Origin of the sequence: Bacillus sp. E214 (genome assembly GCF_008087365.1) — a bacterium.
Taxonomy (GTDB): Bacteria; Bacillota; Bacilli; order Bacillales; family Pradoshiaceae; genus Pradoshia.
Genome location: NZ_VENN01000004.1, coordinates 141,714 through 153,788, shown reverse-complemented (window position 1 = coordinate 153,788; position 12,075 = coordinate 141,714). Strand labels below are relative to the sequence as shown.

The 12,075-nt window shown below is 37.4% G+C and carries 14 protein-coding genes; 11 read left to right on the top strand and 3 right to left on the bottom strand.

Features of this window, described 5'->3' with window-relative positions:
- Nucleotides 1–57 precede the first annotated feature (57 nt).
- Nucleotides 58–858, bottom strand: coding sequence for an NAD kinase (locus FHY47_RS14675; protein ID WP_066108994.1), 801 nt, complete (start codon nt 856–858; stop codon nt 58–60).
- A gap of 131 nt (nt 859–989) precedes the next feature.
- Here FHY47_RS14675 and sppA point away from each other — a divergent pair, with 131 nt between their 5' ends.
- The 9 genes from sppA (at nt 990) to FHY47_RS19005 (ending at nt 8,251) form a co-directional block, all read left to right on the top strand.
- Nucleotides 990–1,991 carry a signal peptide peptidase SppA gene (gene sppA / locus FHY47_RS14670; RefSeq protein ID WP_066108993.1) on the top strand — a complete coding sequence of 334 codons (1,002 nt, stop codon included), beginning with the start codon at nt 990–992 and terminating at the stop codon, nt 1,989–1,991.
- 12 nt (nt 1,992–2,003) lie between these two features.
- Nucleotides 2,004–2,489 (top strand): RDD family protein, encoded by a 486-nt coding sequence (locus FHY47_RS14665; protein WP_077248180.1) that lies wholly within the window; start codon nt 2,004–2,006, stop codon nt 2,487–2,489.
- A gap of 138 nt (nt 2,490–2,627) precedes the next feature.
- Nucleotides 2,628–3,266, top strand: coding sequence for a DUF2953 domain-containing protein (locus FHY47_RS14660; RefSeq protein WP_066108988.1), 639 nt, complete (start codon nt 2,628–2,630; stop codon nt 3,264–3,266).
- A 45-nt stretch (nt 3,267–3,311) separates the two neighbouring features.
- Nucleotides 3,312–3,785 carry a GerW family sporulation protein gene (ytfJ, locus tag FHY47_RS14655; protein WP_066108985.1) on the top strand — a complete coding sequence of 158 codons (474 nt, stop codon included), beginning with the start codon at nt 3,312–3,314 and terminating at the stop codon, nt 3,783–3,785.
- A gap of 122 nt (nt 3,786–3,907) precedes the next feature.
- Nucleotides 3,908–4,408, top strand: a complete 501-nt coding sequence (tpx, locus tag FHY47_RS14650) for a thiol peroxidase (RefSeq protein WP_066108980.1) — start codon at nt 3,908–3,910, stop codon at nt 4,406–4,408.
- A 164-nt stretch (nt 4,409–4,572) separates the two neighbouring features.
- Nucleotides 4,573–5,559 carry a class I SAM-dependent methyltransferase gene (locus FHY47_RS14645; protein WP_139892796.1) on the top strand — a complete coding sequence of 329 codons (987 nt, stop codon included), beginning with the start codon at nt 4,573–4,575 and terminating at the stop codon, nt 5,557–5,559.
- 203 nt (nt 5,560–5,762) lie between these two features.
- Nucleotides 5,763–6,950 carry an acetate kinase gene (locus FHY47_RS14640; protein ID WP_066108974.1) on the top strand — a complete coding sequence of 396 codons (1,188 nt, stop codon included), beginning with the start codon at nt 5,763–5,765 and terminating at the stop codon, nt 6,948–6,950.
- Nucleotides 6,951–7,202: 252 nt separating this feature from the next.
- Entirely contained in the window at nt 7,203–8,036 is an 834-nt protein-coding gene (locus tag FHY47_RS14635) for an EcsC family protein (protein ID WP_066108971.1), read from the top strand.
- Nucleotides 8,037–8,083: 47 nt separating this feature from the next.
- Nucleotides 8,084–8,251, top strand: coding sequence for a hypothetical protein (locus tag FHY47_RS19005; protein WP_175354317.1), 168 nt, complete (start codon nt 8,084–8,086; stop codon nt 8,249–8,251).
- Nucleotides 8,252–8,305: 54 nt separating this feature from the next.
- Here the strand turns inward: FHY47_RS19005 and FHY47_RS14630 are convergent, their stop codons facing one another.
- Complete coding sequence (locus tag FHY47_RS14630; RefSeq protein ID WP_066108968.1) at nt 8,306–8,620, bottom strand: hypothetical protein; 315 nt, start codon at nt 8,618–8,620, stop codon at nt 8,306–8,308.
- A 227-nt stretch (nt 8,621–8,847) separates the two neighbouring features.
- On the opposite strand from FHY47_RS14630, the gene FHY47_RS14625 reads away from it, so the two are divergent.
- Nucleotides 8,848–10,056 (top strand): argininosuccinate synthase, encoded by a 1,209-nt coding sequence (locus FHY47_RS14625; RefSeq protein ID WP_066108966.1) that lies wholly within the window; start codon nt 8,848–8,850, stop codon nt 10,054–10,056.
- Nucleotides 10,053–11,426, top strand: a complete 1,374-nt coding sequence (gene argH / locus FHY47_RS14620; RefSeq protein WP_139892799.1) for an argininosuccinate lyase — start codon at nt 10,053–10,055, stop codon at nt 11,424–11,426. The genes FHY47_RS14625 and argH overlap by 4 nt, the downstream gene beginning before the upstream one ends.
- Before the next feature lie 67 nt (nt 11,427–11,493).
- Here argH and FHY47_RS14615 read toward each other — a convergent pair whose 3' ends face one another.
- On the bottom strand, nt 11,494–11,964 hold the full coding sequence (locus tag FHY47_RS14615) for a universal stress protein (RefSeq protein ID WP_066108961.1): 471 nt from the start codon (nt 11,962–11,964) through the stop codon (nt 11,494–11,496).
- Nucleotides 11,965–12,075 lie beyond the last annotated feature (111 nt).

Here is a 12,075-nt window from a genome sequence, read left to right as displayed (position 1 = left end):
AAAAAAAGATGATTCCGACCAGCGGAATCATCTTTTTTGTTTCCTTCGTATGAAAATTTAAAGGAATGTCCTGTGGACTTTTTCCCAAAAAGAATTATTACGTAACTTTACCGTCTTGATATATCTTCCGCTCAGTTTAATATCCAATCGTTCGGTAAGATGAATACTCATCGCTTCATTATCCATCCCGATAATCGGGTAATCGTTTTCATTATCTAATACTTGAAGAGAAAGAGTACGATCTGGAGCCAAAATAAATGAAGCACCAAGCGTACGATAATGATTATTATTCATCGATGCTATTTCGCTCACCTGCATACAGTCAAGCAAAGGGTCTACAACTGCACCGTTGACCGATTTGTTGTAGGCAGTACTTCCAGTAGGTGTAGAAATTATCATCCCATCCCCACGGAATGTTTCAAATAATATGTCATCAATGTGAACATCGATAGCCATTGTTTTAATTAAAGCAGAACGGAATGTGCATTCATTTAAGCAATCAAAACTTATTTGGTTATCAACCGTTACTTCAATTGTAGGATATTTTCTTACTTCAATGACGGGCTTTGTGACTGCTTCCACCATATTTTCCGTATCATTTATGTAGAAATCACAATACATATTTAATTGCTTGTTTAATGAAATGCCTGCATACAGGCAATCCTCTCTGAAGCCTGTCTTACGTACTGCCTGAAGAAATGTTCCGTCATCTCCTACACTAACGATAATATTAGCATCTTTATGTTCATCTACAAGTTCGAATCCGTAGTTGCTTGCATTATCCTTTAATTTATTGACCTGATCCACCATTTCTTGACCTTGCTTGTAATAAAAAAAGATATTTCTGCGTTCCCCCATTTTGTTCCCTCCTTGTAGGTTAGTATTGGTACTCCTGATTATAGGTTTACCAAAATAAGGTGCTATAATAATTCTATCATGAATAATAAGAACATTAAAACTACTTAAAGCGTGATTGGGGGACAATTTGTATGAGTAAAAAAAGATGGTTGGCACTTGGAATAGCAGCGGTGATATTTTTTGTATCCGTTCTTATGAATGCTATCTCAACATTTTCAAGTGAAGAGTCTGCTATGACAAATTTGTTTGAGGATACATTATTTGAGGAGGATATCATTGAAGAAGGGGATGTGAACAGTCAAATTGTTGTCATGGATGTAGAAGGAGTCATTCAGGACACAGGTGAGGAAGAAAGTTATTTTACGGCTGAAGCCTATAATCACCGATCCTTTATGGAAAGATTGAATGCCATTAAGGACAATGATACGGTCAAAGGAATTATTTTACGCGTCAACAGCCCAGGTGGCGGTGTCGTAGAAAGTGCGGAAATACATAATAAGTTAATGCAAATTAAAAAGGAAACAAAGAAACCAATATATGTATCAATGGGTTCACAGGCTGCATCTGGAGGTTATTATATTTCAACACCGGCCGACAAGATATTTGCCAGTCCGGAAACAATGACAGGGTCACTCGGAGTCATTATGCAAAGCTATAACTTTGAAGGGTTAGCTGAAAAGTATGGAATCGACATGGTCACTATTAAAAGCGGTAAATTTAAGGATCTTATGAATCCATTTAGAGAAGTGACAGAGGATGAAAAGGAAATTCTTCAATCGATGGTTACCAGCTCCTATGATCAATTCGTGAAGGTCATTGCGGAAGGGCGCAGTATGCCTGAGGATGAAGTAAGAAAAATTGCTGATGGGCGTATCTACGATGGCCGTCAAGCAAAGGAGATTAATTTAATTGATGAGCTTGGTTATTTAGAGGATGTAATTGCCGATATGAAAAAAAGTGAAAATCTAAAAGGTGCACAAGTGGTTCGTTTAGTTGGATCAGATAGCCTAAGCTCATTATTTTCGATGAAAATGCAGCAATGGGCAGGCGTGAATGATGAGGTAAGCACGATCAAAAGCCTAATGACTGAAAATCAATCGCCACGGATGATGTATCTATATTCTGCGAATTAAGGAGGGTGGAAAATGGAAGATTATCAAGAAGAACTGACTTTAGACGAACAGATACAGCCTCCTGACTCTATTCCAAACCATCTGCGTGCAGGATTTTGGATGAGATTCTGGGCTTATCTCATCGATCTTATAGTAATTGGCAGCATAAGTCGATTATTTATCAATCCGATATTCAGACTGTTTGATATTTCTATGGATAATACGGGTATCTTCTCAGCTTATACCATAGTTGATTCGATAGTATTTTTCGGGTATTTCATTCTTACTTCCAAATTTTTAGCCCAATCTCTAGGAAAAATGATTATGGGTCTTAGAGTGGTATCATTGGATGGAACGCCTTTGGATTGGAAAACAGTAATTTTTAGAGAATGGATTGGCCGATATATCTCCGCTGTACTTATGCTCGGTTATATCGTTATTGCATTTAATCCAAAGAAACAGGGCTTTCATGATATGTTCAGTGATACAGTTGTTGTGTTGGAAGAGCGCGGTAAATAAATACAGGTTATAAAGGACTCCTTCTGTTAGAAGGGGTCTTTTTGCTATCTCGACGTTAAAAAAGTCAATGAGAAGTTTAGATTCAGTTATGATTGACCATACTGTTTGTTTGATGACGTACTCGGGAGGATATAAACGATGAAGCTTTTATTACTGATTTGTATAGTTGTGCTAATCCTTATATCCGTCTTTTTGCTTTCGAAAGTAACGATACATATTGAATATCATCACACTCAGGAAAAGAATAAGGCAATTATAAAGGTTCAATTATGGAGGGGCCTTATCCACTATTCTAAAGTAGTACAGCTGTCTGACGAAAAATATCAGCCTTCTTCTTATCGAGAAAGTACTTATCGGCAACAAAATCAATCAAACCAAAGTGAATCCTCTGCTGATGAATCTTTATCTATGGATGGTGTTCAAGCTGCCTTTCAGAATCTGAAGGAAATGCTTTCACAATTGAGGAGTTATCAAGAAACTGTAAAAAAATTCACCTCTAAAATACAAATGACAGATTTGCAAATGGAAATTCATTACGGTACAGGTGAAGCATCAACAACAGCAGTGGCAACCGGAGCATTATGGGGTTTAACTGGCGGAGCTATTGGTATCATCAGTCAGTATTTTTCATTAATGATACCTCCTAAAATCGATATTATCCCATATTTCTCAGTCAAGAAACCATTTGAAACGAAAATCGAATGCATAGCCCGTGTCCGAATGGCAAAAACTATAGTTGCAGGTTGGAAGCTGGCACGTTTAATGCTAAGGGAATAGGAAATGAAAATTTGAATAAAGCAAAACTATGCAGGAGGTTATAAAATGTCCAATCATCCAATTGAAGGTCTTATGAATTCAGCAATGGAAAACTTAAAAAGTATGATTGATGTTAATACGATTATTGGTGATCCCGTAGAAACTCCTGATGGCAGTGTGATAATGACTGTGTCAAAGGTTGGATTTGGCTATGCAGCTGGAGGCAGTGACTATCAAATTAGCCGTGGAGGAAGCCAGGGTACTGGCGAGGAGAAGCGTCATCCATTCGGCGGAGGAGCTGCAGGTGGTGTTTCAATCACACCGATTGCGTTTCTAATTGTTAATGCACATGGTGTAAAAATGCTTCATCTTAATGAGAGTACACATCTAATCGAAAAAATTCTTGATTCAGCTCCGATTGCTATGGATAAGGTAGAATCAATGATTTCGAAGGTAGGGAAAAACAATAAAAAAAATAACTCTAATTCTCAGGATGCTTCAGATTCCTCTTCCAATGAATCAGGGAATAGCTTTATGTGATTGTTAGTAAAGTTTTATCATAACCACATTCCATGCGAATGTGGTTATTTTTTTACAAAGAGTATGTATATCTCTATACTTAAGAATGTAGAGAATATATCGGAATATAAGGAGGAATTGGTGTGGCAACAGTAACATTTAAAGGTAATCCGGTTACATTGATTGGTAAGGAAGTAAAAGTAGGTGACACTGCACCTGATTTTACAGTGTTGGCTAATGATTTATCCCCAGTAACATTGAAAGATACAGATGGAAAAGTAAGAATTATTAGTGTCGTACCTTCTTTGGATACAGGCGTTTGTGATACTCAAACAAGAAAATTCAATGAAGAGGCAGCAAAAGCAGGGGATGTTGTTGTAATGACAGTAAGTATGGATCTTCCTTTTGCTCAAAAACGCTGGTGTGCAGCAGCAGGTTTAGAAAACGTCATAACGGTTTCTGATCACCGAGACGCTTCTTTTGGAGAGGCTTACGGAGTACTAATGAAAGAATTACGTTTATTGGCACGTGCTGTTTTTGTAGTTGACAGCAATAATAAAGTGACATATGTGGAATATGTACCGGAAGGCACTACGCATCCGCAATATGAAGCAGCGCTTGAAGCAGCAAAAGCTGCAAAGTAAAAAGCTCTATATAAAGTTTCTGCCCCTTAAAGTTAGACAGGCTTTTCTAACGTTTAAGGGGCGTTTTTAATGAACGTATTTTTTTGAATGATTAGACTTGTCCTTTATGAAACGTAATACTACAATGGGGAAAGTAAAATGCATAAAAGCTGGAGGAACTTAAAATGATCACAACAAATGTTGAATCTATATACGAATTGATAACATCTACCGCAACTATAATACAGGACGAACTAGGGATTACAGAGTTGGAAGCCATCGCTGAAACAGGAGAAAATTGGTTCCATAATGCCGTTCTTCAGGAAGAATTGAGTGAACTGGCAGTCAAACGTTTAAAAAATAGCTATCAGGATAAACCTTTGGAGCAGTTTAGTAAAGAAGATATCCGTAAAGGTTGGCAATTGGCAGTATTGAAATCCAGCAGATCTAATGTTCAGGCAAATCATCAAATGACTCCGGATGCCTTGGGATTTCTATTTGCTTATCTGCTCGAAAAATTCACCAAAAATCAAGATACGTTAACGATTACTGATTTGGCAGTCGGAACAGGTAACCTTCTGTTTTCTATTTTAAATTCACTGGATAAAAAGGAGCTAGATGCTACAGGTGTTGAGGTCGATGAAACTTTAATTCGACTCGCCTATTGTGGAGCTAATCTCATCGGCCATCCTATCCAATTTTTACATCAGGATAGCCTGCAGCCGTTGTTTATTAACCCTGCAGATGCAGTAGTTTGTGATTTACCGGTAGGCTATTATCCAAACGATCAGAGAGCGGCCGATTTTAAAGTGAAATCTGAAAATGGTATGTCATATGCCCATCATTTATTAATTGAACAAAGCTTCACGTATTCAAAAGAAGGGGCATATCTATTTTTCCTGATTCCTAATGATCTTTTCAACACAGTTGAAGCAAAGGCTCTTCATCAATTTATTAACGAAGAGGGATATATTCAGGGGATGATTCAGCTGCCTGAAAGTTTATTCCAATCGAAGCAATCGGCTAAAAGTATTCTTATCCTGCAGAAAAAAGGGAAAGATATAAAAGCACCAAAGCAGGTTTTGCTCGTCAATATGCCGAAGCTATCTGACAGGGCAGCTACAGCTTCCATGTTAAGTAAAATTGATGCATGGATAGAAGAAGAAAAGTAAAAGAAAGTTTTATTACCGTTATATAAATTTTTTGACAAGTTAGAATTGTTTAAATAAAATAATATTATTGTGAAAACGGTAACAAAGTAATTTCGGCTTGCGAGAACGCTTGTTCAATGTTTTAATTGGAATCGAGAACATATAAAATAAGCAGTTACCGTGTAACATCGATGCTATTCATAAATGTAAGGAGCAGAGAATATATGTCAAAAATAATCGCGATTAATGCTGGGAGTTCCTCTTTGAAATTTCAATTATTTGAGATGCCTGAGGAAACTGTAATCACTAAAGGGATTGTAGAAAGAATCGGACTTCAAGACTCCATTTTTACAATTACAGTAAATGGAGAAAAGAAAACGATGGTTACAGAAATACCTGACCATTCCGTTGCTGTAAAGCTTTTGCTTGAAAAGCTTACTGAATATAAAATCATCAATTCCCTTGAAGAAATTGAAGGAATTGGACACAGAATCGTACATGGCGGAGAAATCTTTAAGGATTCTGCTGTTATTACGGATGAAGTATTGGAGCAAATTGAAGACTTGGCTGAATTAGCGCCGCTTCACAATCGTGCGAACGCAACTGGTATCAGAGCTTTTCGTGAAGTATTGCCAAACGTACCAGCGGTTGCTGTTTTCGATACAGCATTCCACCAAACAATGCCTGAAAGCTCTTATCTGTACAGCTTGCCATACGACTATTATAAAGAATACGGAATCCGTAAATATGGTTTCCACGGAACTTCTCATAAATATGTATCCGAGCGTGCAGCTGAGCTATTAAAACGTCCTCTTGAGCAATTGCGTTTAATCTCCTGCCACTTAGGTAATGGAGCAAGTATTACTGCAATTGAAGGCGGAAAATCTATCGATACAACTATGGGATTCACTCCATTGGAAGGTTTAACAATGGGAACAAGATCCGGAAGCTTAGACCCTGCCTTAATCCCATTCTTAATGGCTAAAACAGGTAAAACAGCTGATGATGTAATCAATATTCTTAATAAAAAATCCGGTATGCTTGGTGTTTCCGGTTTCTCCAGCGACTTACGTGATATTGAACAAGCGGCTGAAGAAGGTAACGAGCGCGCTGAATTGGCTATCTCTAAATTTGCTGATGGTATTCACAAATATATTGGATCCTACGCAGCGAAAATGAACGGGGTAGATGCAATTATCTTCACAGCTGGTATTGGTGAAAATAGTTCTGAAATCCGTGCGCGTGTATTAAAAGGTTTAGAATTCATGGGCGTATATTGGGATCCAGCTTTAAACAATGTACGTGGAAAAGAGCAATTTGTGAACCATCCATATTCACCAGTTAAAGTTATCATTATCCCAACTGATGAAGAAGTAATGATTGCCCGTGATGTGGTACGTTTAACACATTAATAACTTGCATAATTTTAGTTTAATGATAAAAGGAATTCGGACTAGAGCTTTATAGCTCCTAGTCTGAATTCCTTTTTTGTGTTTAGTGCTATTAAATTCACTCAGGAGTATTCAAATGGATGATGTTATCTTGCGTTATTCTTATATCTGTTCATTCATAGGACTTCTGTACAGCTATTTTCGAGAATATAGGAATTGGTACGATATGTGATATACTTTTTGTATCAGACCATTTAAAGAGGTGATCATTATATGGCGTTGACGAAACGGGATCAGGAAATTTGGATGGAAATAAAAGAGTGGGAAGCGGAGATGAAGGCAAGTGAGCCAACCGATTTTGAAACATATTATGATCGGTGGATAGAGAATATGTTCACGCTGTTGCCGGAGAGTACACAACAGGAGTTTTTCTCAAAAATGGATAATTGGTTATTTCACCTGCACTCCATGATTCATGAGTCTCAATTCCAACTTGATGCAAGGAATCGTATACTTACAAATGCCCGCGTTTTTGATGAAAATATATCAACACTAAAAGACTTAAAAGAGCTTTCCATTGATCAGTTGGCCTATATCGCTGAACAGCAAGTGGCCAGACATCGGATGTATTCTCTCGTTCAGGGAGGTATTTCGGCTGTAAATGGAGGGGTGGCTTTAGCAGCGGATTTGCCGGCTCAAATGGTGATCAATTTAAGGAGTATTCAGCTGATTGGAATTTCATATGGTTTTGAAATGAACACCCCATATGAAATTATGCTTTCACTAAAGGTATTCCATGCTGGTACAATGCCAGAACGTATGCAAAAGTATTTCTGGGAGACCTTAATGGAGGATTTGGATCATTCACCTTCTTATTTCTATGAAGGGGAAGATGAGTTGAGCAATGTTTTTTGGTTTGATCAGCCTATTAAACAAATGATGAAGGTGATGGCTATATATTTCTTTAGGAAAAAGGTATTTAAGGGAATACCAATTCTAAGCATGGCTATCGGTTCAGGTGCTAATTATCGTCTAACAAAAAAAGTTACGGATTTTGCAGATAAATTTTATAAATATCGTTACTTAAGTGAAAAAGAGAACCTTTGATAGATGTATCAACCGTGTGTAGCTACATATAGGGAGTAAGCTCTCGAATGGATATGGTTGTAACTGATATAGGTCTTCAGCAGATTTCAACTGATTTATTTAAAATACCCGGTTCTAAAAAAGTTTGTAAATTAGTATTGGAGAAATTAACTTTCCAGAGCATGTACATTTCATCGGGAAGTAAGGGAAGATTAAATTGCATAATTTATGAATAATATAGAATGAACCGCCCACAATAATGGGCGGTTTTTTTGATAATAGACCACAAATTATAAATGTTTTTTTCCTGTTAAATCCTGTTCAGTTCTGTACCAAATCCATAAATCATTTATGATTGAGGCATGTTCAGCAATTTCGTAATTTAGAGTACATGAAACCTCAAAATCATCTTCATCATTTAACTGATTTAATTTATGATTAATAATCCGTTCAATATCCTGTATACGCTCTGGGATCTCCCCTCTAATTTGTTCCCAACGGTTTAGGATGGCTTTTTGTACAATAGGAGGGTAGACAGCAAAGTCCAATTTCAGGTGAGGAATCGGTATACCCAGACGTTCATCGTATATGAAAAAATCCTCCATTTTAATTCACTCCCAATGTTCATTCATACAAATAGTTTACACAATCTGGCTAATATATACGAATTTCTTTTGTAATTTATAATAGCGGAAAGTTACAATGATTCAGCATAAAATAAATTTTCAGGAAATACTTGAAAAAGTCACATAATGTTGGTAAAGTGAATAACATATTCTAATTGCATAAAAACATTTTTATTTGAATAAATATACATCGGAGGGGAACGTTCATGAATAAAAATAAAGTAGTACTTGCCTATTCAGGAGGATTAGATACATCAGTTGCTATTTCCTGGTTAAAACAAAAGGGGTATGACGTGGTAGCATGCTGCCTGGATGTAGGCGAAGGCAAAGATTTAGATTTTATAAAAGAGAAGGCTATTAAGGTTGGTGCCTGTTCTTCCTATGTAATAGATGCCAGAGAAGAATTTGCTAATGATTATGCGTTAGTTGCTCTTCAGGCGCATGCAATGTATGAGGGGAAATATCCATTGATTTCTGCTTTATCCCGACCATTGATTGCAAAAAAACTTGTTGAAGTAGCGGAAAAAGAAAATGCTGTTGCTGTGGCACATGGCTGTACAGGAAAAGGGAATGATCAAGTACGTTTTGAAGTATCAATTCAAGCTTTGAACCCTAACTTGAAGGTACTTGCACCGGTTAGAGACTGGAGCTGGTCTCGCGAGGAAGAGATTGAATATGCAAAACAAAATAATATTCCTGTACCGATTAATTTAGATAGCCCATACTCAATTGACCAAAATTTATGGGGACGCAGTAATGAATGCGGAGTTCTTGAGGATCCCTGGGCAGCCCCTCCGGAGGGAGCGTATGATTTAACAACAGCTCTTGAACATACTCCTGATACACCAGATATTATTGAGATTACGTTTAAAGAAGGAGTACCTGTTGCATTAAATGGAGTTGAATCTCCTTTAGCCGCATTAATCCAGAATCTTAATAATCTTGCTGGTAAACATGGTGTTGGCAGAATTGATCATGTGGAGAACCGTTTGGTTGGAATTAAGTCAAGGGAAGTATACGAGTGTCCTGGTGCATTAACTTTAATTAAAGCGCACAAAGAACTGGAAGACCTAACAATGGTTAAAGAATTGGCACATTTTAAGCCTGTAATTGAGAAGAAATTAACTGAACTCATTTATGAGGGCCTATGGTTTTCACCGCTGAAAGATGCTTTGATTGCCTTTTTGAAACAATCTCAAAGCTTTGTGACTGGCGTAGTACGTGTGAAATTATTTAAAGGTCATGCTATTGTGGAAGGTAGAAAGTCTGAATACTCTCTTTATAATGAAAACCTGGCAACCTATACTTCAGCTGACGAATTTGACCATGCGAGTGCGGTTGGATTTATCAATCTATGGGGACTGCCTACAAAAGTAAACAGTCAGGTTCACAATCAAAAGAAGGTGACAGTGTGAAAAAACTGTGGGGAGGCAGATTTACGAAAACTGCCGAAGAATGGATTGATTCCTTTGGCGCCTCCATCGCGTTTGATCAAGAATTAGTGATGGAAGACCTCGAAGGAAGCCTTGCTCATGTGACAATGCTTGGAGCCTGTGAGATTCTCTCGAAAGAGGAAGTCGAGTTAATTAAGAATGGATTGTACTCTTTAAAAGAAAAGGCGGAAAAAGGAGAGCTCTCTTTTTCTGTAGATTTTGAAGATATCCATTTAAATTTGGAAAAATTACTTATTGATGAAATTGGGCCGGTTGGAGGTAAATTGCATACTGCCAGAAGCCGTAATGATCAGGTGGCAACGGACATGCATTTATATTTACGTTCCCAGGTCAATGAAATCATCGGCGGAATTACAGAATTCCAAAACACGCTGATTCAGGTGGCCGAAAGGCATATCGAGACAGTTGTTCCGGGATATACTCATTTACAAAGAGCCCAGCCTATTTCATTAGGGCATCACTTTATGGCCTATTTTTGGATGCTTCAGCGAGATAAAGAACGTTTACAGGACAGCCTGAAAAGGATTAATCTCTCGCCTCTTGGAGCAGGCGCGTTGGCTGGTACAACATTCCCAATTAATCGGGAATTGACTGCTCAGCTGATGGGGTTTGATGGAATCTATGAAAATAGCTTAGATGCTGTAAGTGATCGTGACTTCATCGCAGAGTTTTTGAATAATGCATCATTGATCATGATGCATCTATCCAGATTCAGTGAAGAAATTATTTTGTGGTCCAGCCAAGAGTATAGGTTTATCGAATTGGATGATACGTTTTCAACAGGATCAAGTATTATGCCACAAAAGAAAAATCCGGATATGGCAGAGTTGATTCGCGGTAAAACCGGACGTGTGTATGGAAATGCCTTTGGGTTATTAACTCTCTTAAAGGGCTTGCCACTGGCTTACAATAAAGACATGCAAGAGGACAAAGAAGGCATGTTTGACACGGTTATCACACTAAAAGGATCTTTGAAAATTTTTAATGGAATGATAGAGACTATGAAGGTTCATACAAATGTGATGAAGGAAGCAGTTTATAACGATTTTTCAAATGCGACCGAGTTGGCTGATTACTTGGCAGCTAAGGGAATCCCTTTTCGTGAAGCGCATGAAATTGTCGGTAAATTAGTTCTATATTGTATACAAAAGGGGTACTATCTACTCGATCTTCCATTAGAAAAATTAAAAGAAGCATCCAATCTAATTGAGGAAGATATCTATGAAGCTTTGAAACCGGAAGAGGCTGTGAGAAGAAGAAACAGCTCTGGTGGTACTGGCTTTAATCAGGTAAGACTGGCTATTGATAAAGCAAAGAGTTTAGTGGAATAAGAGCCTCATACAATAAAAATCCCATGTGCGCGGCGCATGGGATTTTTATTGTTAATTACGTGTATACTTACTTTGCTGCAGCTTGATCCACAGGTTTATCATCGGAACGAATAACCATTACGTCGCATTTTGCATAACGAATAATATGTTCAGATACGCTTCCGATAAAGAAACGCTCAACAGCATTTAAACCGGTTGCGCCACAAATAATTAAGTCAACATTAAAAGATTTAGCGATATCTTTAGGAATTTTTACTTTTGGAGATCCAAACTCAATAGATAGAGCTACATCTCTAACACCAGCATCAAGAGCAATTTGTTTATATTCCTCTAAAAGGTCTTTTGCATATTGCTCAGCGCTCTCAGAAATAGAAATGCTGTATGCCTCAACTGCAGCAAATGTACGGTTGTCGACAACATGAGCTAAAACTAACCTAGCGTCATTTCTTTTTGCTACGTCAATAGCTTTTTTGAAAGCCCATTCTGCCTCCTGTGAACCGTCAACTGCCACAAGGATATTATTATAGGTTAATGCCATATTAATCTCCTCCTTTAAGTATATTTATATTATACTATAAATTACACGAAAAGTCGGAATATTATATGAACATATTTTGAAATGAATTATAAATATTATAAATAATACAAT